This window comes from Paraflavitalea sp., assembly GCF_059502485.1.
The window spans coordinates 1,135,059-1,156,967 of the sequence record NZ_JCACET010000010.1; the positions used below are offsets into that span (position 1 = coordinate 1,135,059).

The 21,909-nt window shown below is 41.6% G+C and carries 24 protein-coding genes; 5 read left to right on the forward strand and 19 right to left on the reverse strand.

Annotated elements, in window-relative coordinates; translation table 11 throughout:
* The first annotated feature begins 555 nt into the window (after positions 1 to 555).
* Together AC5JBY_RS21795 and AC5JBY_RS21800 are read left to right on the forward strand one after the other, a co-directional pair.
* Entirely contained in the window at positions 556 to 1,563 is a 1,008-nt protein-coding gene (locus tag AC5JBY_RS21795) for a hypothetical protein (RefSeq protein ID WP_495906771.1), read from the forward strand.
* Between the two features lie 41 nt (positions 1,564 to 1,604).
* On the forward strand, positions 1,605 to 3,344 hold the full coding sequence (locus AC5JBY_RS21800; protein ID WP_495906772.1) for an SIR2 family protein: 1,740 nt from the start codon (positions 1,605 to 1,607) through the stop codon (positions 3,342 to 3,344).
* A gap of 15 nt (positions 3,345 to 3,359) precedes the next feature.
* Here AC5JBY_RS21800 and AC5JBY_RS21805 read toward each other — a convergent pair whose 3' ends face one another.
* The 19 genes from AC5JBY_RS21805 to AC5JBY_RS21895 form a co-directional block, all read right to left on the reverse strand.
* Positions 3,360 to 3,995: a hypothetical protein gene (locus AC5JBY_RS21805; protein WP_495906773.1), complete on the reverse strand. Its 636-nt coding sequence runs from the start codon at positions 3,993 to 3,995 to the stop codon at positions 3,360 to 3,362.
* Positions 3,992 to 4,696: a hypothetical protein gene (locus AC5JBY_RS21810; RefSeq protein WP_495906774.1), complete on the reverse strand. Its 705-nt coding sequence runs from the start codon at positions 4,694 to 4,696 to the stop codon at positions 3,992 to 3,994. The genes AC5JBY_RS21805 and AC5JBY_RS21810 overlap by 4 nt, the downstream gene beginning before the upstream one ends.
* Before the next feature lie 46 nt (positions 4,697 to 4,742).
* A complete protein-coding gene (locus tag AC5JBY_RS21815) occupies positions 4,743 to 5,099 on the reverse strand; it encodes a hypothetical protein (protein ID WP_495906775.1) in 357 nt (118 codons plus the stop codon).
* Positions 5,100 to 5,114: 15 nt separating this feature from the next.
* On the reverse strand, positions 5,115 to 5,267 hold the full coding sequence (locus AC5JBY_RS21820; protein WP_495906776.1) for a hypothetical protein: 153 nt from the start codon (positions 5,265 to 5,267) through the stop codon (positions 5,115 to 5,117).
* Complete coding sequence (locus tag AC5JBY_RS21825) at positions 5,260 to 5,742, reverse strand: GyrI-like domain-containing protein (RefSeq protein WP_495906777.1); 483 nt, start codon at positions 5,740 to 5,742, stop codon at positions 5,260 to 5,262. Before AC5JBY_RS21825 ends, AC5JBY_RS21820 begins: the two co-directional genes overlap by 8 nt.
* A 16-nt stretch (positions 5,743 to 5,758) precedes the next feature.
* Positions 5,759 to 6,394 (reverse strand): hypothetical protein, encoded by a 636-nt coding sequence (locus AC5JBY_RS21830; RefSeq protein ID WP_495906778.1) that lies wholly within the window; start codon positions 6,392 to 6,394, stop codon positions 5,759 to 5,761.
* Positions 6,395 to 6,463: 69 nt separating this feature from the next.
* Positions 6,464 to 7,369 carry a hypothetical protein gene (locus tag AC5JBY_RS21835; protein ID WP_495906779.1) on the reverse strand — a complete coding sequence of 302 codons (906 nt, stop codon included), beginning with the start codon at positions 7,367 to 7,369 and terminating at the stop codon, positions 6,464 to 6,466.
* Between the two features lie 24 nt (positions 7,370 to 7,393).
* The gene (locus tag AC5JBY_RS21840; protein WP_495906780.1) at positions 7,394 to 8,536 is read right to left on the reverse strand and encodes a BamA/TamA family outer membrane protein; all 1,143 of its coding nucleotides are present in this window, start codon (positions 8,534 to 8,536) and stop codon (positions 7,394 to 7,396) included.
* A 62-nt stretch (positions 8,537 to 8,598) separates the two neighbouring features.
* A complete protein-coding gene (locus AC5JBY_RS21845) occupies positions 8,599 to 9,462 on the reverse strand; it encodes an SDR family oxidoreductase (protein ID WP_495906781.1) in 864 nt (287 codons plus the stop codon).
* 77 nt (positions 9,463 to 9,539) lie between these two features.
* On the reverse strand, positions 9,540 to 10,109 hold the full coding sequence (locus AC5JBY_RS21850; RefSeq protein WP_495906782.1) for a Crp/Fnr family transcriptional regulator: 570 nt from the start codon (positions 10,107 to 10,109) through the stop codon (positions 9,540 to 9,542).
* A 146-nt stretch (positions 10,110 to 10,255) separates the two neighbouring features.
* Positions 10,256 to 10,900, reverse strand: a complete 645-nt coding sequence (locus AC5JBY_RS21855) for a hypothetical protein (RefSeq protein ID WP_495906783.1) — start codon at positions 10,898 to 10,900, stop codon at positions 10,256 to 10,258.
* Between the two features lie 117 nt (positions 10,901 to 11,017).
* The gene (locus AC5JBY_RS21860) at positions 11,018 to 11,794 is read right to left on the reverse strand and encodes a hypothetical protein (RefSeq protein ID WP_495906784.1); all 777 of its coding nucleotides are present in this window, start codon (positions 11,792 to 11,794) and stop codon (positions 11,018 to 11,020) included.
* A gap of 147 nt (positions 11,795 to 11,941) precedes the next feature.
* On the reverse strand, positions 11,942 to 12,619 hold the full coding sequence (locus AC5JBY_RS21865) for a hypothetical protein (RefSeq protein WP_495906785.1): 678 nt from the start codon (positions 12,617 to 12,619) through the stop codon (positions 11,942 to 11,944).
* A 38-nt stretch (positions 12,620 to 12,657) separates the two neighbouring features.
* On the reverse strand, positions 12,658 to 12,969 hold the full coding sequence (locus AC5JBY_RS21870; protein WP_495906786.1) for a hypothetical protein: 312 nt from the start codon (positions 12,967 to 12,969) through the stop codon (positions 12,658 to 12,660).
* A gap of 18 nt (positions 12,970 to 12,987) precedes the next feature.
* On the reverse strand, positions 12,988 to 13,977 hold the full coding sequence (locus AC5JBY_RS21875; RefSeq protein WP_495906787.1) for a DUF4407 domain-containing protein: 990 nt from the start codon (positions 13,975 to 13,977) through the stop codon (positions 12,988 to 12,990).
* A gap of 9 nt (positions 13,978 to 13,986) precedes the next feature.
* Complete coding sequence (locus AC5JBY_RS21880) at positions 13,987 to 14,535, reverse strand: hypothetical protein (RefSeq protein WP_495906788.1); 549 nt, start codon at positions 14,533 to 14,535, stop codon at positions 13,987 to 13,989.
* 789 nt (positions 14,536 to 15,324) lie between these two features.
* Positions 15,325 to 15,534 (reverse strand): hypothetical protein, encoded by a 210-nt coding sequence (locus AC5JBY_RS21885; RefSeq protein WP_495906789.1) that lies wholly within the window; start codon positions 15,532 to 15,534, stop codon positions 15,325 to 15,327.
* 80 nt (positions 15,535 to 15,614) lie between these two features.
* A complete protein-coding gene (locus tag AC5JBY_RS21890; RefSeq protein WP_495906790.1) occupies positions 15,615 to 16,280 on the reverse strand; it encodes a response regulator in 666 nt (221 codons plus the stop codon).
* 5 nt (positions 16,281 to 16,285) lie between these two features.
* Entirely contained in the window at positions 16,286 to 17,734 is a 1,449-nt protein-coding gene (locus tag AC5JBY_RS21895; protein ID WP_495906791.1) for a tetratricopeptide repeat protein, read from the reverse strand.
* An 867-nt stretch (positions 17,735 to 18,601) separates the two neighbouring features.
* On the opposite strand from AC5JBY_RS21895, the gene AC5JBY_RS21900 reads away from it, so the two are divergent.
* From AC5JBY_RS21900 to AC5JBY_RS21910, 3 genes are all read left to right on the forward strand, one after another.
* Positions 18,602 to 19,489 carry a hypothetical protein gene (locus tag AC5JBY_RS21900; protein ID WP_495906792.1) on the forward strand — a complete coding sequence of 296 codons (888 nt, stop codon included), beginning with the start codon at positions 18,602 to 18,604 and terminating at the stop codon, positions 19,487 to 19,489.
* 254 nt (positions 19,490 to 19,743) lie between these two features.
* Positions 19,744 to 20,430: a potassium channel family protein gene (locus tag AC5JBY_RS21905; RefSeq protein WP_495906793.1), complete on the forward strand. Its 687-nt coding sequence runs from the start codon at positions 19,744 to 19,746 to the stop codon at positions 20,428 to 20,430.
* 32 nt (positions 20,431 to 20,462) lie between these two features.
* Entirely contained in the window at positions 20,463 to 21,902 is a 1,440-nt protein-coding gene (locus AC5JBY_RS21910) for an SNIPE associated domain-containing protein (protein ID WP_495906794.1), read from the forward strand.
* Positions 21,903 to 21,909 lie beyond the last annotated feature (7 nt).

Consider the following 21,909-nt stretch of genomic DNA (forward strand, 5'->3'; position numbering starts at 1 on the left):
TTTGGTATTAGACGGGTAAAGTATGCGTTTCCTGTTGTATTGAAAAGGGGGATCGAGATAAATTGTTGGATTAGATGATGAATGGCATGGGAAGGTTTGCCTTTTTGAGTATATTGTAATCGGATATCATATTCTATGACAGCAAATACTATTTTCAAATTCCTCTTTTCGATCAAACTCTTGCGGGGACTGGATTTGCCAATCCGGAACAATATAAACCCGCGTTCTGCCTGCATTTGAGGGTTGTTGTCTTACTACTGCTTTACTTCTCCTTTACCTCTGCTTTACTTGTGGTTTACTTCTGCTATAGGGTTGCTATGGGAATGCTATGGGATTGACCTGAGATTGGGCACAAGCACCCTTCAGCACTTAGCTATGCGGCATGCTTGCGCCAGTTTTCGGCCAGTTATCGGATGCATGCTTACGCAATTTATCGACCATTACATTTTCGACCTTTTCGGAAAAAAAGAGCATTTTCGGCCATTTCGGTCACTTTCGGTCATGGTCATTTGGAAACCCCTATCCGTAGTTGTAAATTAGGTAAAAATCTTATATATGGCTAAAATCCTATCTCCTTTTGAGATCCGCGGGTCAGTGGGTAACACGACCTATTTTAAGAATGAGTATGGCCAACAGATGAAAGAAAAAGGCGGCCCCTCGGCGTGGCAGGTCAAAAACCTTGACCGCTTTACCAATACGCGGCACAACGCCGCTGAATGGAAACGAGCTACTGCTGCTTCCAGGCTGATGCGGCATGCGCTGGGTGATTTGCTGCGATCCGTAAAGAATATACGGCTCAGTGGCCGCATGAATGGTCCCTTGCTGGCGGCGCTCAAAGACGACCCCATCCATGATTATGGCAAGCGGGAGGTTAGCGCCGGTAATTTATCGAAGTTGGTTGGCTTCGAGTTCAACCACCATTTGCCGCTGGAGAATGCGCTTCCCCTGAACATAGAGAATTGTTTCTCGCTTGAGGCGGGCAAACTGGCGCTGGATGTGCCAGCATTCCGCATCCGGAAGAAGAAGGGTATACCAAAGGATGCGACGCATTACCGGCTGGTATCGTGCATCCTGTCGATCGACTTTGACAAACGTACTTATTACCAGGATAGACAGATAAGCGCCTTACATGCCATGGGGCGTAAGGCCGGGTCTCCCTTTGCTATCGAACAGATGATACAGCCCAGCAATGAGCAGGATTGTTTCTGGCTGATGGGGATCGAGTTTTACAAGCTGGTGAATGAGAAACCCGTGCTGGTGAGGGGTGGCGCTTTAAGGGTCATGCTGTCTGTGTCTGAACCACGATCTGTTGGATTTGATGGATTGGGAGGAAATATGGAAAGGATTGAAGACAAGCCTTCGGAGGGTATAGCAGTCGTGGCAGTGCCCTCTTTTGCGGATGAGGTGCTGGCGGCGGCTTTCTCTGAAGAGAAGAAGGTTGCAGTGGTTGATGTGGAAGAAGTTGATGTAACTTATATTGAAACTATGGAAGATATTTTTGCAGCGGCGTATGAGGAGGGAGAAAAGTTTGTGGAAGCACTTACTGAGCTGTCAACATGGTGACAGATAGATTGTATATTTTCGGTAAAATAAATGTGTCGTTTATGGCCGTGTTCCAACCATTAAAATTCGAGGAAGCAATTCCAAGGCTTGTTCATACTTACAACAAGGGTAAACTGGTGCCTTTTACGGGAGCGGGCTTAAGTGCGCCTACTATTCCCAGCTGGACAACGTTTATTTCAAATCTATCGAAGCATACTGCAACGGCCATAGAGGATGTATCGAAATTGAGTTCGAGTGAATTGATCCAGGCGGCTGAAGCAATCATCAATAAATTGCAGCGGGGTAATTCGGCGGACTATACCAGTGCCATCAAAAACAGCCTTGGTTATAAAAAAAGTACGGAGCCAGCGGTGAGCCCTAATTGTGAGGCTTTGAGTAATATCTGGTGGCCGCTTGTTTTGACCACTAATTATGACAGGATGTTTGTGAAGGCTTACACTAAGAAACAGTCACGGCAGGATGGTGATCCTATCTCGGTGTATGGACGGAATCAGCGTGATTGTCATACACTTCTTTCATCGCTTAACGCTCCTGTGAACACGCTTTACTGGGCATTGCAAGGGTATTTTGGCACGAGTATCAATGATGAAAACCTGGAAGAGGAGATCGTGATTGGCTACCGGCATTACCGCCAGGCTACTTATAACAACCAGGTTTTTCGTTCTGCGTTTGGAGAGGTGTTTCGAAACTTCTCGTTGCTTTTCGTGGGGTCGGGCTTAACGGAGGATTATTTCCGTGGACTCTTTGGTCAGACTTTGGAGAGTTTTGGAAGCAATCCCAATACGCATTGTGCGTTGTTTCATGAACAGGATATCAAATCGGGCAAAGTTGATCCTCACTTTCTTCATACAAAGTTGAATGTGATCTCCCTGTATTATCCGGGAGAGCCTGGCGACTACAGCGGACTGGCCAAGTCGCTTACGATGCTTGAAAATGCCATCAGGTCTGACAGTAAGAAAATTTACAAACTATCGTTCGGTACCAAAAGCATCTATCAAGCTGAAGAGCGTAGTACTACTCCCGATTTTGAAGTAATAGCTTCGGCGTTGCCCAAACCTACGAAAAAGGAGTGCTGCATCTTTAGTGCAGGTTTTGACAGTGTCGTGTGGCCTTCTCACAAGGGTAAGGATATCATTGGCGATAGCTATAATGCTAAAAAGTTCCGGAAGACTTCACAACCTTTGGTGTATCAATATAGTGACAGTAATTTATATGCTGCTATTGCACGGAATAATGAACTTGGTAAAGGCCGGAAGGCGCGTGACCTGCGGATCATCAAAGAGGCTTTCATCCAGGCTTTACAGATCACCAATGGCAAGTACCGGGTGATCCATTGTATGCATTTTTCAGCTGGGTCTCAAAGAACTTTCCCGCCGGTGTTTTCTTTTATTCAAATGCTTCATGCTTTCAAGTCTTTTTCCGCGACTGAAGAAGTAAAATCGGTTGTAAGGCTTTACGTGAGTCATCCTTCCGTTATTTTTTATATCAGAAAGAACATGCTCGAACTGGAAGAGCTTTTCAATTGTGATGAGCTTAGGATAAATATCGAAATTCAAGACGCTACAGACACCGAAAGGTATACGTTTTATGGTCAACCAGACCTGCCTTTCAATGGTCTTTCTTCTTATTTCGATATCGATCCGAAACATTGGCAGGCCAGCATTGTACCGGAGCCCTACAAAAATCAATCTATCGCCACTGATGCAGCTACTGAACTGCATATAGTAGGTATTATTCCCGGCTCGACGATCAGGTACACGAAGCGCACTGAGAAAGGATAATCAGCGTAACGATTGCTACTTTGGATAAACAATCAATCTTATTTGCCTATACACGTCGCCATCCCTCTTAAACATCAACAGGTAAGCGTTCAATTGGTTTGCGGCCCATTTGACATCATCTCTTCCTACTTCTTTCTGAAAACCGGTTTTGATATCTCTTATTATTGGCGTGCCGAGTAGCTTGGTGAAGGAGGAGTCGAGGTTGGTAAACCTGTTATTGAACGCGTTGACTACTCTGGTTTGTGAAGCCGGGTCTGCCGAACCAGCATTGGTTAGTGGAGTAGTGACGCCTTTCGGTACACTCCATTCATGTAATACTACCCGAACTGAATCATCGGCTGTTGCAAAACATTCTACCGTGTGTTCCATTCCCTCTCTGGTGATGGTTCGCAAATAGCGTTTGGTCTTAGTCAGGTCGAAATGCAACTTATTGGGATAAAGGTTTTCGCCGATCTTCACCATAAAGGAATAGGACACGTCCTGAGAGCCAATTTTTTGTTCCACGGCATCCAGTTCTTTTAAAGTAGCAGGGAATGTTGTTACTGATGGCTCTGCTTGCCTGAGGTCTGTCGTTTTAGCTGACTTATATCCTGTCAATATCAGGCTTCCAAGAACTACAGGGGTAATGATCTTTAAAAAGCGCTTAGTCATTTATTTTTTGTTTTGTGAAAGTTGTCGACATATTCAGCCAGCTCAAGCAGCGGTTTCAGGTCTTTCAGTTCTTCCTTTTCAACAGGCATATTGTGAAAGTCGTAGTTGCGTACTTTCATCACGCAATCGTACTCTCCCAAGATGTTGTCGATTATCAATAGCCCGCCATATGCTACCTGGTTGAAATTCTCTTCTGTAATGTTTTCCGCGTAGACAATGATGTCCAGGGTATCGCCCTCTACAATAGGGAAAAACTTCATTTTATTGGGATTGAGCTCATGTCCCTGGGCTTTCAATACCATTCCTTTTACTAAGTCCGACGGCATCCTTTGTCTAAATGCTATAAATTCCCAGCCTTGTATTTTAGGCGCCTTGGCCACAATCTCCTTTACAACCGAGAAGAGGTTCTTATCACCATCGGCTGAAACTGTTACTTTGATGATATTATTTGCGGGTGGTTCAAATTCTATGGCAAGGCCCCGTTCTATCTTTTTTGCATTGTCTAAAACTTCTGTCAGTATTTTATCGGGGTTTTGCTGAAAGTACCGTAGTCTTGGTTCGTTCTTCTGAAACCACTGCCAAAATTTACCGATAGGGTCTTGTTTTTTGAATAATCCGAACATCTCTTTTTCTGTTTTCAATGGTTGAATGTTACCATCCGTGATCCCTAACGTTAAAACGAGCGCTAAATTCAAAAACATAGTCATATTTTTCTAAAATGTGAGAATATTGTGTGTTTGTGGGCTATTATTGCTTGTTTGTGCTGACGACGTCTACTAAAAACAGCATAAATGCGAGGCTAACGCCTATTATCATTAGTTTTCTACTTTTCTTTATCAATGCCAAGGCTATCAGGATAGTTGCTGCCAGAAACAACAGCCCGCTAGTCAAAGCGTATATTGAATACGTGGTGGGTGTCTGGTAATACCAAGGCACTTCATTTACTGCTCCCCAGGGATAACCTTCTGTTTCGCCATTAATAGCAACAGTGTAAAACTCTGACAATTCACTAAAGGCAAAGGCCCCAGTCATTAAAATAATCAGGCAAGGGAATACCCAGAAAAGCTTGCTTTTACCGATGCTGTTTTGTGCTTGTAAAGCCATATAATAGAAGGCAATTTAATCCCACCATAAATAAATGTTTCCTGTGCGGCGCATGTCTTCTTCGAGGGCTGCCTTGTAGACCTTCAGTTCTTTTTTTACTGGCCTTTGTGCAAATCCGGATGCGGAAAATGCTGTAAGGACTAATATAGTCAGGGTTTGTTTAAGCATTGTGGAGCTTTATTGGTATCCAAATTTCTTCTTCCGATGCGGGGTCGTTGTTTTTGTATTTGTCGCCTAATACTTCAAAGTGGGGCCGGTGGTCCAGTTCATAACCTGAGCCTGGCAACCACGTACCGAAGATGTATTGAAAAATCGATGGATCTCCGGCTGGGCCTTTATAGTCGAAGACAGCATACAATCCGCCTGTCAATGTATAGGCTTCCATATCATCGGGCAGCTTTTCAAAATCTGCTACTTCAATGGCAGCCCATTTCTCAAATTCGTTGGCTGGGTTAAAGCTTGTAAAGTATGCAGGGTTATATACCTGCATTGCAATCAGGTCATTTGTGAGGTTATTGGTTATTTCTCTACGCCGGGGCATGAAGTTTTTCCAGAGTTCAGCCGTCTTGTTATTAGCCAAGCTCATTGTGAGCCGTTTGCCGACTAATCTTTTAGCATTTAAATCTTCTATTCTTGGGTTCATTATACGTCTTTATGATTTACCAGAATTTCCACCAGGGCTTTGTATTACTGATCGTTACTTTAGGGGTATTGGCTGTGGGTTTAGGGGCAAACTTATATTTAGGATTTTGCAATAATGTCCATCTAAAGTTTTCCGGCTTTTCATACATATTGAAACCAAACTGTTTGCAGTATTGCTCCAGGCTGTCGAAGCCGAATAAATAGCTTACTTCACCATCGTATTCTTCTTTTTCACCGGGCTCTTCATTTTCAAAGTGGAAACGCTCTCCCGTGTTTACCATTTCGGTATCATCGCTGTAACAAACTTCGATCTCTCTTTTATTGTGTCCGTTACTGTACAGGGCAAAGTAGTAATAGTCGGATACGCTCTGGGCCATCGTGACTATTACCGAGGTGTCGAGGTCCTGAGAAAGCCCCAAGGCCAGGTCGTCTAATTTATCGAAGCTGTTATGAAATACAACACACCATTCCGGGTTGGTTTGGGCAAGCACTAAACGATCAGGCTGGCTATTGGTAGAGGGTTGAATATCGTTGGTTATACTTCCCGGCTGGTCTTCTACCACTTCTGTTATGCGGGGCAGTGCCGATCGAAGTGCTTCTACCAACTTGGCCTTATCAGTTGTCTTTACAAAAAAGCTTGTCCAAGTACCCATAAAGAAATATTTATAAGTTTTGCTATCGGTTTATCATTGGTGATAAATTAAGAAACAGGAATTACAGTATTACGCCCAGCTCTTCTTTTCACCCGTTTCAACATTTATTATTTCTCTATCGGACGTAATCAACACTTGTCCATTCAATGCAAATTCAGCTTCTATTGGGCGGTTAATGGCCAATTCTTTTTCAATCGTTCCGTTGTCTTTATTAATATACTTTAACTTTCTGGGCCTTTCTTTACTTGATGATGTCAGGCTGACTCCTACAAACATATTGAGTTGTTCGTTGTAACTAATCCGCGAAAGATGCCCATCTTTATCCATGGGTAGTCGCCATAAGGGTTTTCCAAACCCGTGTATACTATAACAACTCAGCGGCCCTGCAACTTCGGATATTGCAACGCTATTTTCAGCAAAGGCTATATCCAAAGTGGCAAATGATTGACTTTGCATACTCAGTTTTGTTTTCCCTGTACTTCTGTCTACTACCTGGGTCTTACCTGATTTATCAACAATATCGACCGGAGCGTATTTACTGTTAAAAAGTAATCTTGCTCCGGATATTTTATCAATGTCGGCACCGGTATTTATATCTATAATACGGCTTGCGCCTCTTTCAAAGGATGTAAAAATTTTAGTTTCGTCAACTTGCAGTATCTGTATACGCTGCACTTTTTTAAGGTCTTTTCGCTGCCAAATGAGCTTTCCTGTAGTGGTGTCGTAGGCGCAAATACCGTGGCGTGCCCAACAACCGCAAATACATATTTCCCCATTTGCTGCAATTGCCAATCTTCTTCCTCCGAAACTGAGTATGGTATCGAATTCTGCGATAGTGTCCAGTCTATTGATATCAAAAATCTGTACTCTTTTTTCAAACTCGGCAAGGGCAATTACCGGTCCGTTGAAGGATGTTGCTATGTGTCTGATTTGTTCCATAAACGGGGCATCAGGAGCTGGTGCTTCGATGGTCATAAATATAAGCAATAGCTGCTCAAATCAAAATGCTTCTCCTGTGAAGAAATAGAAACCCGGGCCTTCTCTGGTGAAGCCCACGTCCAGGCGCAGGAATATGTCTTTCTTTGGGAATAGTAAATAGCGAAGGCCGGCGCCTCCTGCCAACTGTGTTCTGTCGAGCTTAAATGCTTTGACCTGTGGGGCTACGGCCGCTGTGCCGGCAAAGATGGTCGCGCCCCAGCGTTTGCTGAAGGTAAAGGGCAGCAGGCGGTATTCGACCTGGGCTGCCAGCATGTTCTTATCGCGGTAGCGGCCCTGGTAGTATCCGCGCATCATCATCTCCCCTCCTACCATCGCCATTTGGTTGAATGGCACTTCTCCTTTCATGAAATTGCCTACCACCTGCCAGGCAATGACATTGTTTTTCTTATGGGGATGGAAGCCGCGCACATCGAGGTTGATGCTGTTGAAAGAATAGTCGCTTGCCAGGGAAGGATGGTAGCCGAGGTAAGAGAGCTCCGCAAACCATCCTTTGCGGACATTAAGGACGTTGTGGCGGTTGTCGTATACCAGTGCGGCCCCGAAGCCGAGGTTGGTGGTGCCGTCGCTACCGGTTGGCAAGGGATGGTGAAGCCCTTCTTCGGGTTGGTTGAACGTGACGCCGAACAGGTGCTGGAAATCGATCTCCGGTCCCAGGAACAGGTTGGGTTTTATCTTCCTGAGCACGCGCTGCCGGAGGAGTATATAGTTGGCATCCACTACGGCCGGGTGATCGCCGGACGAGTGGTCGCCTATGCCATAGTATAGCAGGGGAAATCGCTGGATCCTGCTTCTGCCGAGGAAAAACCATTTGTCCTTGTCGCCATAGATGGCATTGTCGATCCAGAGTCCGTATTGTGCTTTGAAGGTGAAGAAGGCGAATGTCTGTACTTCGCTGAGGCGGTTTGTACTGTCGCCTTTAGCCCTGAACAGCCATAAGGCGGAGGCGCCGGGCTCGACGCCGGTTTCGGGTGAATAGCCCAGTGTGGGATATACCCGGAAGCTTTTCTCAGCGGCGGAGGTGGTGTCGTTAAAAAACCTGTTTATAAGGCGGTTTACCCGACTGCCACCCCATCGCTTTTGGGCATGGGACAGCCCGGGGATGAGGATTAAGAAAGCAATAAGGATCGTGACGGGTGATCGCATGTGCGATAATACGTAAAAATTGGGCCAACTGCGTAAACAGGAGGCCCAACCTCCGGCCTTTCTCAAGCCAGTAGTTCCTGCATGCCAAATGCCGTTAACACTTTTGCATATTCACCTTTTATGGCGTCATTAGCTCTTTCAACAATTTGTCCTGTGGACGGGTCAACAACTGTTCTTAACGGTCTTTGTCCTTTTGGTAAATTGATCAGCTTTACTACTGCATCTGCTACGTACTGCGGATCGGGCTTTACCGTTTCAAACATTTGACCCATGGCTGCAAATATCTTGTCCGGCACTGCAGCGATCGCTTTGTAGTCCTCCATAACTGATGGGTCGGAGCCGAACTGGACCTTTTGGGACATTTCAGTAGGAAAAGCGCCCGGTTGAACGATGGCTACATCGACTCCTAACGGTCTCAATTCATAATGTAACCCTTCGCTCAATCCTTCCAAAGCAAACTTTGAAGCTCCGTATACTGCAGAAAACGGAAAGGTGAACCTTCCATTTCCACTTGACACGTTAATAATTAATCCTTCCGACTGTTTGCGCATAGCTGGCAATGCCAACTTCATCAATCGCCAGGGGGCGATCACATTGATATCAAATATCCGCTGTACATCAAACGGCGTAGCGCTTTCGGCTACACCAAACATGGCAACGGCTGCATTGTTTACCAATACATCGATTGTTCCTTCTTTGGCTTTGATTGTATCAATGGCATTTTTTACACTTGTATCGTCGGTTAGTGCGACATCCAGCACGGTAATATTTTTTACCTGTGCGAGGGCTTTTGCTTTATCAGCGTTCTTTCCGTTGGTATCTCTCATGGTGGCATATACTTTATGCCCCAACGCTGCAACGCTATTGGCGATAAGCCATCCAAACCCGCTATTTGTTCCTGTAATCAGTACGACTTTGCTACTCATTTTTTTGTTGTTTAAATAATGATGCAAAGGTCAGTATCTACAAAAAGAAAGCGTTTACCATATGGTAAAAAGCAATTTTAGCGGATGTTTTTTCTTATTCTGCTTAATGATTGTTGTGTGATGCCCAGGTAAGAAGCGATATACGCAAGCGGAACACGATTCATAACGGTCGGAAACATCTCCATGAATGATAGATAGCGGGTGGTGGCATCTTCTGACACCAACGGGCTTCTTCTCTCAATCGTTTCTAAGAGGCATTTTTTAATTATCTGGTCGATAATCTTATCCCAACCAACTATTGTATTGGAGATATCATCCCAATCCTTCTTTGAAAAGACAAGCAGCTTGCTATCGGTAACTGCCTGTATGTAGTCGGAAGCCACTACTTGTATCTCAAACTTCTGATAGTCTGAAACAAAGCTGTTTTCATCCATGAAGTAATTCGTGATCTCCTGTCCTTTATTGTTGTAGTAGCAAAAACGAAAGACGCCTTCCAGCACAAAACCTACATACCTGGGTATCTTGCCAGCTTCCGAAAAGTATTCGTCTTTACGAAGTTCCAGCACAGTCGCTTTGCTTAGAATCAGGTCAGTTTGTTGCTGATTCAAACTTCCAAACTGCAAAATATAATCTATGAATGCTTTCACGCGCGCAAAGTTAGCGAATGTTAGGGCCCAATTATTTACCATATGGTAAAAAGCGCGGTAAGGTCGGGCTTCTCTTATGCATATTAACTTTTCATTCTCATTTACGGAATCTGCCTTACATCTCTCAACAGTAGTGGGGGAATTGGCTATTTCTTGTTATTCTTCTTTTCTTCCAGCACTTTGTCTAATTCCTCTTTTCTTTTCCAGTCAACATTCAGTTCGGCCAAGGCTGCTTGCTGTCCTGATAGTTTAAAGCTGTACCATTCGAGGTAATTTTTCATATCGTTCTGATAGAAATCCAACCAGCTTTTATAATTCTCCGGTATTGGATTGCGCGGTCCATACAAAGGTCTGTCGAGAATATCGGGCAGCTTGATCTCATGCTCATAATTATCAAGGATGTACGTAATTCTCTCCTTGCTTTTTGCCCACCATTGATGAATCAACTCAGTTGTCCAGTTTGTGTTTCCATCAAAATAGTATGCGTCGAAAGGATCAATAGCTGCTGCGGTGAGTGTTTCTTTAAGTTCCTGGCGTGAGAAGGGTTGCTTAAAGATCACCTCATGGTAATTTTCGTCTCCACCCACATTGTTCATTGCTGCGACCTGTCCTGTGCCACAATTATCAGTATGAGTAGTATAGATTGGCCCGGGCGTATTCAGCCAGTTGATCTCTGCGAAGAGGCCTTTAGCTATATTCACATAGCTATCATCGCCGATAAATTCGATAATCCTGGGCTCGTCAAGGGGGCCGGTAAATAATAGTTCTGCTATGTCAGGGAGAGGGATCATGTAATTAGTGTTTAATCCATCTGGCTTCTCGTTCGATGCTAATCGATGTCTTACACGGGCGTAAGTACCAGCAAGGTTAGGAATAATTTCGTTATACAGGGCCTGATGGGGTTATTGTTATTTGCTCAATTCGTATGTCTCTTCCAATTCGATGTCTGGCTGATAATCCGGAAACATTGATTTTGTTTTGGTTGAAGAAACGATTGCAAGTGTGCCTTGTTGCATGACGCCCTTGATCGTCCGATAGACTATCTCTTTTTGAGGCTTATGCACGAACTCAACATCAATAATATTGGGAAGGTCTCCTTTTTTTATATTGGCGATTTTATTCTGGGTGAGATACCCATATCTCTCTTCTGTACCGTTTAACTGATATTTAATTTCTATTGAAGCAAGCTTGTTAAGGTTGGGAATATTTTTAAATGGAATCTCAAGTGTGTTGTCAGGATTTAAAGTAAACATTTTGTCGACATCCTGCAGCTCCGAAAAGAAGTCATAAATGTACCTGATTTTGATATCCCTGTTGCTCAACTGCTCGTTTCTATCTGTCTTAAAGCTGAAGCGGAACGATTGCATCGAATCTCTTTTGTACGTTGCCTTTACGCCTGACTCTTTCACTTCGTAGTGATCACCAAAGAACAAGGTATCTTTTTCCCGTCTCCATGTCCCTTTATAATCAAGCCAGGTAAGGCAGCTCACATGGGGCCTAACCTGAAATTCAAAAGAGGAATCAGGCATTATAATGATCTCGCAGACCTTACTATTTGGTAAATTGATAAAGGAACCAGGCTGACCAAAAATATCTTTTCTGACTGGAACAAATGTCCAGGGCATCGTCTGGGCAGATACCGTTTGTGCAACAAGCAGCGAAAGTATGACTGATAATAGCTTCATAGTCAGGGGTCATAAACGGTAGCCAATATATGCATAAAGCGTGAGATTCTCAATCGTACGCTATCACGGTAGTGGTTATTTAAAACTTAAAGTTCCAGGGGATGGCAATGGGATTGTCGATCCGGAGTCCATATTGTTAGTTACAGGTTATAGCAAGTCATTTATCTCGTCCAATATTCCATCCAGGATAACAGGTATTTTGCCTTTTGCTAATTGCGAATAATTAACTTCAAAACAATTAAACACATCTACCGCAATGCAATATTGTGGATTTAGATTATAGTCTTCCGAAAAATGGGCCTTTAAATATCTATATAAGATGTCGACAAATAGTCCCAGTTCTTCTTTCCTAAATCCATTCAATTTGGCAATAAACCAAATTGCTCCTATTTCTTCTACATCATTCTTTTTAAATGTAAAAATGTGATGCGGCAATGCCTGTACAGGCAGCCCTTTGATGATCAAAATAGAATTCTTTTTATCTTTTGGTAATAATTTTATCTTCTTAACAGGTCTCCATTTTTTAAGATCAAAGTCTTCATAATGGTATAAAATATCAATATTCCTTATATACATTTCCTGAATTCTCTCGTCTTCATTATCCTCCAGTTTATCTTCAATCTCTCCTTTTTTATCAATTATATATTGTAAATCATCGAACTTAAAACTATTACTTATTGCGCTCAAACTACTGATCCAATAATCACCACCACTTTCAGCATTACTCTTTACTTTATTCTTCTTTAGTCCGACTGCGAAACTCTTTTTAGCACGGTCGGATTTGTGTCTAAATTGAACCAGTTTTTTACCAGAAATCTTTTCCATTTAAGTGGTTATTTATATCTATGAATTTTCAGGACATATCACTGTAAGTGAACCTTCCATATTCTATCTCTATCGTCTTTCAGCATGGCGTTGCAGTTTCTGTCGATTTCGACTGGCTGAATATGATCTTTATCAAGCCAGCCTCCGTTGGAAAAGTTAATACGGATAATCTTACAGTTTAATACATATACCTCCAATTCATAAGTAGCACTGTATTTTGTATCCGGATTATAGTAGTTGGCAGTAGCGGCATGTTTGCCATTATCGAATTTGCAACTTGTTCCGTTGAACGGCTCAATGCCAACGCAGGCGTTGAGCCAAATTATCAGTAGTAATAGGATAAGTCTCATCAGACTGTTGTTGGTTTATCATGATTCTTTCGCCAATGCATCAAGTCTTCTTAATTGAAGATTCATGTGATGCAAGACCGTTTTTTCATAATCGCTGGACTTGTCACCCATTTTACTAAACAGCACAAGCATTTCTATGAACAGAAAGAAAAGAATCCAAAGCAGCCAAAAGGCTAAAGCTACCGCGGAGTTGGATATAAGGCGATACATAACTTTTAGTTCATCCAAGAACCCGGTTTTCTCTTTCATTTCTTTTTCCAAGGATGGTTTAATATTGAGTAATTCTTTTTGTTTCCCAGCTCGTTGCTTCCACATTTCAGCAATTGCGGAATCGGTAGCAGCTATTAAAGCTGCCTTGGGATTTGGAATACTGTTTTTATTAATTGTGATTAATGGTTTTTGTACAATAATTGTAGTATCCCTACCCGATGGAGTCTGATGTTTTACCGGCATTGGAATTGACTGAGTTTGGCTAGTTGTAAAAGTAATCGTCGGCTGTTTTGATACTTCTGCTATATAATCCCGCTTTTCGGCCTCTTTATCCCTAATTGTAGTATCCAGTTCAGCAATTTGACGCTTCAATTCGAATGTTTTTGATGGTAAAATCGAATCCACACGTTCCGATACATAGGATACTTTCTCCAACTCGATATCCTTTTCAAGTAAGATTTGATCAATAATTACAGCCCCTAAGATAGCCATCATAAGCGCCAGACAAGATCTAAAGAAAAGAAGCCAACGACTGGGATGAATAGATAATACAATTTGTCTTTCAATCTGCACAATTATAATTACTGAAAGTATTCCTGCTACTACAGAACCGGTTATACCTGATTGCAGGTATCTATGCGCAAAGGTGAAGCCAATAAAGAACCAAAGGATACAAACAATTACTATTGCGGCAGTATACTTTTTGACTGATTTTGCAGCTACTTCGCTCGAACTTCTAATAATACTATAATTATAGCCGGTCAGGAAGCAACCAAAGCGAATCCATATATTTCTCATAATGTCTATTTAAAAGTTCCTTTTTAAGATCACATGGTGAGAAATGGCTGCAAGCCCATTCTTAAATCCCCTTGTATAGCTGATGACTATTCCATGCCCTACCCCCTGGTTATCTTTTGCCTGTTCTTCAATCTCTATTACTTGTTTAATATGGCTTTCTGCTATTTCTTTCTTAACCGTCAGCTCTTCTACTGTGTCAATCATTCCGCTTCTACCACGACTGGATATATGGAAGTTTATCTCTCTGATAGAGTCTTCGTAAAATGTCTTTACTTTTCGAATCGATCTTTCAAGATCATTTTTTAAGGCGGTTATATTTTGTTCAAGGTGCGTAGTGTCGGGATTTACTAACGCATCATCGTATCCTTTCCCTTCATAATTTTTATCCAGAAACTCATACAACTGGTTTATGCCTTCTTTTACCTTGAGGTCATGGCTTTGGTTTCCTTCCTGCTTTTCTTTTTCAATAAAGGTTCCTTCAGGGATTTCTGGCAGCGCTCCTTCATGCCCATTTCGATGGTTCTTTCCGTTTCGGTTGAAGATGCTAAATAAGCCCATAAAATGTATTTTAAACGGTTATGGTAGGTACTTTGTATTTATTGTGCCCTCTACTGTGGCAAGATTCGCATAAGGTTATTAACAGGTGATCAGGATAGTCCCAAGGAAGCCGAAACTTGTTTTGACTTACAACAAAGTGGTATTGACGGTGATGTACCTGCAAATCTTTATCTGACTTACAGTTGACACACTGATGCCTGTCTCTGGTTAATATCTCCTTCCTTTTTTCTTTCCATTTAGGATGAAATAATAAGCCTCCATAAGTGCCATGCGCTGGAACATCTGATACAGACTCTTTCGTAACCCCTGCTTGTGCAACCTTCGCCTCTCCGTTTTGTACAAAACGTCGGTAAGGCGAGTTGTCTTTAAACTTAAGGTATCTGAAACTTTGTTTAGAGGCTGTCATGATATTTAATTCAATACTATCTAATCGAGGACAAGTCGTTTGCTATCGCTTGTTCGTCATAGACAGATATTTTTATTTTTGTTCCCATTTACAAATTGTTCTGTCTTTCCTTTTTGCTTCTTCGAGGGGAATTTTAATTATCTGATGCTTACAGTTATTTAATCCAGGACAATCGGCGTTGTAATGATATCTAATAGCATTTTTACTGTCACAGATATAGACGCCTGTTTCAGTACAATGAAGACCTGTTAGAAGTAATAAGAAACCTAAGAGAATTTCCATAACAAAGCAGGCTCGTCGTTGCAAAGTATAAGGTTTATTAAGTGATTACCTAAGGAAGCAATCTACTGGAGCTCAATACCGATCCTTCTTTTTTGATACATTTACGAGGTGTGGCAGGCATTACTACAATAATAACAGCCATTTACCTGGTTGTGATGGCTTTTAGCGGCACGAACAGCATCCTGACAGGAATCAAATTCACCCAGAAGCTTCCTGTTGTTTGAATTAGGAAGGTATACACAAGTGGCCTCGTGAACTTCATGATCTCCATTATCCTGTGCTACTTCTGAAACATAATACTTCTTTTTCATAATGATTGTAGTTTATTACGTTTCAAAAGTAGAGAATGGAATACGTCATTTTTTACGGAAATCCGTAACACGAGTAATTATTATATTATGCCCATGTCTTTGCAGAATGCTATAAGTTGCTCATTTTTAGAAAACTCCAATACTTCTTTCATTTTATTCAGGCGTTTTTCCACACTGCTTAAACCAGATGGCCGAATCTCATTTTGTTTCAGATATTCAACAATATCATTCTGACGGTATCCCTGCGAGAGCAGGGTGATGATTGTTATATCATAGTCAGTAAATTCGTAAGCATTTTTTTGTTTCATTAGTTGCATGATGTGCCTGGGGAAATATCGCTGGTTTTGAGATATCTGGTTGATTGCCTGTTTTAATTCTTTTGCATCATTCCTGGCCTTTCGCACATATCCGTCAATAGCTTGTTTCTCAAATAACATTTCGATGATAGCCGCCTTGTTTTCTGCCGAAAAAACCAAAATCTTCAAATCCGGTTGCTCCTGTTTTACGGCTGCAATAAGTTCTGAACCACCGACAAGTTTCTGCATTCGATCGTCTTCCTCAAAATACAGATCAGTAATAAGCAGGTCGTAAGAACGAGCAGTTTTGTTTGTTTTTTGTATCCTGTCGAAAGCATCATCGCAGTAGTATACATAATCTACATCGAGAATATCCAATTCTTCAAGTGTTTTCTGGATGGAAATGTTAGCACTTTCGTGATCTTCTGCTATGAGTACTCTTTTAATCATATTGATCAGGCTGTTGGAAAGGAAATTCGGATCTTTAGTCCTTTGACTACCGTTCTGTCAAATGTAATTTGGCCACCAAGCATTTTAATACGGTTTTCCGTATTTGTCAATCCATTTCCATATATAATTTCGTTTGGGATTCCGACACCGTTGTCGGTATACTGTATATGAATCAGTCCATTTAGGCGTTCAAACTTTATTATAACGTTGTTCGCTCTACTATGCTTTTTCATATTAACCATCAGTTCCTGAAGTATTTGCTCTATTTCCAGTTGGGTTTGTGCGCTGGTATTTGCCCATAGAGTTTCGGTGTTACCTACTGTAAGGACTTTTGTAGTGACGCTGGCAAAAGAAGCGAGCAGTTCAGCTATTTTATTCTGAAAATGTTGGTGTGTAATAGATGGCTGCTCATAGGAAATGTCCCTGGATTGTTCGTACAGTATCTCTATTTTGTCCAGCAACGGTTCTTTTTCAATAATATCCTGGTGTTCAATTGCTGTCATTATTGTATACAGTCCATTAGCTACTACATCGTGCACTTTTTGGGATGTCTTAAGCTGATGCTCCTGTATTGCATGGCGAGCGTTGAATTCTATTCGTTGCTTTCGTTTTCGATACAAGAATATGCCAGTTGCGATGAAAGTAAGGAGAATGAGGGTTATTGCAATAAGTGTTATTATCTGAAGTTCTTTCTGTGCGTTATCTTTTTGTAGTTGAAGGTTGTCTACCTTGTTTTTTTCGGCATCGTACCTAACGAGGGCAAACTGGTTCTTTGCAGCATTGCGTGCTATTTGCATGCTATCTGTCAAATATTGGTAGCGCGTAAAATATTGTTTCAGTGATGAAACGGGACTGAGGTTTATCAGTTTTGTAAGGGCTTCGATCTCATCATCGGGATTGTTGATCAGCTTTGCTGTTTCATACATTTTGTTTGCATAGATTAGGGCTGAGTCGGGCCGGAGTATAGCATGGTAATCAGAAAGGTGTGCGTAGCTTGCATTTAATCCTCTGCTATCGTTTTCTCGTTTCCTGATCTGCATGGCGTGTAACATTTCAGGCGCAGCATTATAAGCGGTATCCAGTAGCCATTTGACTTTGGCATAATTAGATAGTGTGCGTGCATATTGTACAGGGTAGTTTTTGCTTTGATCCAGGGCGGAATGGAAGATATCGGCTGCCTGATTGTAATCCCCTTTTCCCTGAAAGGCAACCCCTTTATTGTTCAAGGCTATTGCACTGTCTTTTTCATTCTTTATCATTGGAAGAGCCTTGTTGTAATAGTCAAGGGCATTATCATAGTTTTTAAGATCGTTGCTAATACGGCCCAGTTCGTTATAATCGGATAGCAGGCAATCTTTGTTTGACTTCTTACGTTCATCAAGCAATGAAAGAGACTTTAGAAGGCTTTCCTGGCCACCGTAATAGTCTCCCTCGTATCCTTGTATCATGCCCATATAATTATAGGCTATTGCGATCAGTAAGGTATCGCCGGAACCTGTAGCGATCTTATTAAAGTAGTGAAAGGCTGAATCATCGTTATTTTGGAAAAGGGAGTATGCTTTCTCAAATGAAGGGACTGCTACTGCCGGTGGACTGACAGGTTTATTTTTGCAAGCGAAGTGGCTGACAATCAGTAATGACAGGTAAATGTGTAGGACTCTCACTAACGGCTATTTGACCTAAAAATAAAAAATTCGTATATTATGTTGACTGTTAGCCGAGAGTTGTTCTAAAAAAAGTAAGGCAAGAATAGTCTTGCCTTACGTGAATGGAGATTAAGGTTTTGGCGGAGTAGGCGGTTTGGGGGGAATGCTTCCTGTTTCCCCGCCTGTATCGTCATCCATAGTAGTTACCTGCGCACCATTATTCGTTGTTGTCGTACCAGTGTGTTTGGGGCATGCGATGGCCCAAAATATCAGAAATATTAGTTTAAACATTTTTAAAATTTTTGGAGAGTAAATGAATGGCAGCCGATGCCCATGGCATCCGGGTGCTAAAACCTGAAATCAGTGAAGAAGCGCTTCTTACTTGTTTTGGGAAGTGTGGGCGTCGATCGCGGAAGCTTGTAAACGCTTCCCAAAGCCGGTTATCTGTTTCCGTTCTCGCTGCCCATTGTGTAATCAGTCTGTACAGTAAGCCTCTTAGCTATGGAGGTGTGATCTGATTGCAGGACGAAGATAGACTTGGGTAAGTGGCTGATTGGCAAACGATTCCGGTAATTCCGATGATTCCGATCATTCCGCATGTATTCCGGGAATACCGTTTTAGATCCTAATTCAATTCCGATAATTCGATTTACTTAATATCAAATTATAGTTACAATGCTTGTAGATTACCAGTCGCTGGTCTTGAATAGCTATAAGAGAAAATTAGCTACCGACGACTTATCTCCCCTCTTAAAACAACCCTCTCCTGCCAATCTCAGGGATGAATGTATTGCAATGTGTAAGGCTGGGTATGTCCCAAAAGATGAACGGGCGCTAAGGGCATTTTTTGGTAAGCACGGTGATAAAGCAGAATACTTAGAAGCAATAGACCATTTTGACATAAACAAGTTCAAGGCTTTGCAGAAGTTTCTATTGGGAGAATCCAACTCCACAGATATCAAGAATATAGAACTTTTGGCTTGGCTTATTGATTTTCCAGAAAGGCCTTTTGTGTATGGGAAGTCATACAGGATTGAGGGGACAGTAGAGCCAACCATTAGACCAACGGAGCCTGAAGTTGATAATACTATCGAGCCACCATCCTTACCTAATAGCCAATCTATGGCAGCCACTCCTCCTGACGATACTAAGGTTGCTACAAAAAAGATCATAAAATTTGGTACAAGACAAACATTGGCAGCGACCACTGTACTGGTGGGCATCTCAATGGCCTTTTGGTTTGGGAATACCAAAGGGGATGGAGGATGCATGTACTGGGAGATTGATCATTATCAACCGATTGCCTGTAACCAGCAACCCAACAAGGCTAATGCCTTTATCATCCCATTGGATACAGTTAAGGTCAAGTACTTTAAAAAGATAATGCTGCCGGACACTATTATGAGGAGGTCTATAGGAGCTATTTGGTATTCCAAGATCAATAATGTAGTCGAGTTTTATACTGCAGCCGGGTATCATCCGGTTGAAATAGACCGCCGTTTAAAACCGCTCTCCGAATACATGTATGGCAAGTACATTCAACGTAAAGAGCCTTCTCAATAGATATGTGGGCTGCAACTAACCTGCTCTCTCCTTACGGTTTCCCGTAAATCTGTCGTATGAAGCATTTGTATATTTAATGCCCGAATACGCTCACCCCTTTCGAGCGTAGAAGTACTTAAGGCGATAGATATTGATTGTTGTTAAGCAGTCAAGGCTTGAATAATAAATGAAATATTTATAATTTAACCTTATAAGTCCAAGTTGTCACTATGATTAATCAAAACTGGCCCAGCCAGACTTGTCATATAAAATAGATGAAAAACGCAGAAAGCCCTGTAGAAGAAAGAATAGGTTTCCTAAACCTGCTTATCCTTGTATTGTCTATTTATGTGCTGCTCGCACTAATGTTTGATACATTCCTAAAGTTGCCTGCAGAGGTCTCCAGGGTTCTATTTATAACTGACAATATAATCTGCATTGTTTTTCTGGTTGATTTTCTTAAGCGCTTCTATCAGGCTGATAATAAGTGGAAATTTATGCGGTGGGGTTGGATTGATTTAGTATCCAGTATTCCCATGTTTGATTTTATGCGGGTTGGGCGGACTTTTCGATTAATCCGATTGTTCAGGCTACTTCGGGCGTTCCGCTCTACAAAGCTCCTGGTTCAGCATATATTTAAAAGAAGGACGAAGGGTACATTAACAGCAGCTACAATTATAGCTGTCTTAATGGTTATTTTTTCCTCCATAGCAATATTACAGGTTGAGACAGACGCCAACAGCAATATTAAAACTGCTGAAGATGCCATCTGGTGGGCTTACACCACAATTACCACTGTAGGTTATGGTGATAGATTTCCCGTTACCATGGAGGGTCGATTAATTGCGATGGCTCTCATGACTGTTGGTGTGGGTTTGTTCGGCACTTTTACGGCGTATCTGGCGTCTTGGTTTATTGGTGAGAATAGATCCACAAATAGTGATGAAGCTAAGAGTGATTAACGATTGAGACCTGAAATACAAAATCAAGCCATATGTTTTTCAACAAATCCAAGAAACTACTTGCTGAAGCTAATGAGCAGTTATTGATTAATCAACGGGAACTTGATTCTGCAAAATCAACTATTGAGCAATTGCAAAATCAGGTTCAATCAACTTCTCTGGAACTTGATAATAAAAATCTTGCTTTGACTAATTGTATAAGCTCAAAAGACTCAATTGTCTATAAATATTCAACATTAATCGACAAAGATCAGTACCTGAAAGATAGAGAGGCCGAAATACAAAGTGCCCAAAATAAGTTACAAGAGTTAAATTCCAAGTATTTAAACGCATTGGCTGTACATGAGAAATTGGAAAAGCAAGTTAATCTGTATCAAGATAGTTTGGATATTGGGTCGTTTGGATTATATGCACCTCGATTCGACTTTGAAACTTCTGAAGCATTCAAACTACAAATGGAAATAAATTATGAAAAACAGAAAAATTTAATTAAAGTAGATCAGGCAGTAGTTTGTAGCACAGAATGGACTGTTAGCGGAAGTGTGGCAGAAGGCAGAAGAATGACGAACCAGTATAAAAAATTAATGTTATTTGCTTTTAATGGTGAATGCGACAGCCTTATTGCCAAGGTAAAGTGGAATAATGCCGTTAAAACAAGTGAACGTATAAATAAAGCCTTTGAGAATATTAATAAGCTTGGCGTAACCCAACACATTCAAATAACAAGAACATTTCTCAATCTAAAAATTGAAGAATTTGCTCTTACTTATGAGTATGAGCAAAAGAAGTATGAAGAAAAGGAGGAGCAAAGGCGCATTCGAGAGCAAATGAGGGAAGAAGAAAAGGCTCAAAAGGAAATGGAACGAGCCCAGAAAGAAGCTGAGGATGAAGAACGGCGGTTTCAAAAAGCGCTGGACAGGGCAAAGTCTGAGTTAGGGACATCTCCAGTTAATGTAGACGTCTTAAATTCTCAAATAAAGGATCTGGAACGAAAATTACAAGAGGCTCACGAGCGAAAGGAAAGAGCAATAGCAATGGCCCAATTAACAAAGGTTGGGCATATTTATATCATTTCCAACATTGGTTCTTTCGGTGAGGATGTCTATAAAATTGGTATGACCAGAAGGTTAGACCCAATGGATAGGGTTAGAGAATTGGGAGACGCTTCTGTTCCTTTTCAATTTGATATTCATGCAATCATTTATTCCGAAAACGCTCCTCAATTAGAATACGAATTGCACCAAAAGTTCGCCCATAATCGATTAAACAGAATTAATAATAAAAAGGAGTTTTTCAAGGTAACTCTACATGAAATAGAGTTTTTTGTAAAACAGCATGCAAACGCCGAAATCCAGTTTACCAAGCTGGCCGAAGCAAGAGAATACCGTGAGACACTTACCCTGATTGAAAAGCTCAATCATGCAGCAAATGTACCAAAAACGGAAAATGCCTTTCCTATTAGCTTAGTTTAATGAACGA

Bases quoted from the DNA above. Each gene is read 5' to 3' on its own strand.
- AC5JBY_RS21875 (WP_495906787.1), bottom strand. From the start codon at position 13,977: ATGAGAAATATATGGATTCGCTTTGGTTGCTTCCTGACCGGCTATAAT.
- AC5JBY_RS21860 (WP_495906784.1), bottom strand. From the start codon at position 11,794: ATGAAGCTATTATCAGTCATACTTTCGCTGCTTGTTGCACAAACGGTA.
- AC5JBY_RS21815 (WP_495906775.1), bottom strand. From the start codon at position 5,099: ATGGCTTTACAAGCACAAAACAGCATCGGTAAAAGCAAGCTTTTCTGG.
- AC5JBY_RS21870 (WP_495906786.1), bottom strand. From the start codon at position 12,969: ATGAGACTTATCCTATTACTACTGATAATTTGGCTCAACGCCTGCGTT.
- AC5JBY_RS21845 (WP_495906781.1), bottom strand. From the start codon at position 9,462: ATGAGTAGCAAAGTCGTACTGATTACAGGAACAAATAGCGGGTTTGGA.
- AC5JBY_RS21810 (WP_495906774.1), bottom strand. From the start codon at position 4,696: ATGTTTTTGAATTTAGCGCTCGTTTTAACGTTAGGGATCACGGATGGT.
- AC5JBY_RS21900 (WP_495906792.1), top strand. From the start codon at position 18,602: ATGCTTGTAGATTACCAGTCGCTGGTCTTGAATAGCTATAAGAGAAAA.
- AC5JBY_RS21835 (WP_495906779.1), bottom strand. From the start codon at position 7,369: ATGACCATCGAAGCACCAGCTCCTGATGCCCCGTTTATGGAACAAATC.
- AC5JBY_RS21820 (WP_495906776.1), bottom strand. From the start codon at position 5,267: ATGCTTAAACAAACCCTGACTATATTAGTCCTTACAGCATTTTCCGCA.
- AC5JBY_RS21895 (WP_495906791.1), bottom strand. From the start codon at position 17,734: ATGGGCATGATACAAGGATACGAGGGAGACTATTACGGTGGCCAGGAA.
- AC5JBY_RS21795 (WP_495906771.1), top strand. From the start codon at position 556: ATGGCTAAAATCCTATCTCCTTTTGAGATCCGCGGGTCAGTGGGTAAC.
- AC5JBY_RS21885 (WP_495906789.1), bottom strand. From the start codon at position 15,534: ATGAAAAAGAAGTATTATGTTTCAGAAGTAGCACAGGATAATGGAGAT.
- AC5JBY_RS21905 (WP_495906793.1), top strand. From the start codon at position 19,744: ATGAAAAACGCAGAAAGCCCTGTAGAAGAAAGAATAGGTTTCCTAAAC.
- AC5JBY_RS21865 (WP_495906785.1), bottom strand. From the start codon at position 12,619: ATGGAAAAGATTTCTGGTAAAAAACTGGTTCAATTTAGACACAAATCC.
- AC5JBY_RS21880 (WP_495906788.1), bottom strand. From the start codon at position 14,535: ATGGGCTTATTTAGCATCTTCAACCGAAACGGAAAGAACCATCGAAAT.
- AC5JBY_RS21805 (WP_495906773.1), bottom strand. From the start codon at position 3,995: ATGACTAAGCGCTTTTTAAAGATCATTACCCCTGTAGTTCTTGGAAGC.
- AC5JBY_RS21910 (WP_495906794.1), top strand. From the start codon at position 20,463: ATGTTTTTCAACAAATCCAAGAAACTACTTGCTGAAGCTAATGAGCAG.
- AC5JBY_RS21840 (WP_495906780.1), bottom strand. From the start codon at position 8,536: ATGCGATCACCCGTCACGATCCTTATTGCTTTCTTAATCCTCATCCCC.
- AC5JBY_RS21890 (WP_495906790.1), bottom strand. From the start codon at position 16,280: ATGATTAAAAGAGTACTCATAGCAGAAGATCACGAAAGTGCTAACATT.
- AC5JBY_RS21825 (WP_495906777.1), bottom strand. From the start codon at position 5,742: ATGAACCCAAGAATAGAAGATTTAAATGCTAAAAGATTAGTCGGCAAA.
- AC5JBY_RS21800 (WP_495906772.1), top strand. From the start codon at position 1,605: ATGGCCGTGTTCCAACCATTAAAATTCGAGGAAGCAATTCCAAGGCTT.
- AC5JBY_RS21855 (WP_495906783.1), bottom strand. From the start codon at position 10,900: ATGATCCCTCTCCCTGACATAGCAGAACTATTATTTACCGGCCCCCTT.
- AC5JBY_RS21830 (WP_495906778.1), bottom strand. From the start codon at position 6,394: ATGGGTACTTGGACAAGCTTTTTTGTAAAGACAACTGATAAGGCCAAG.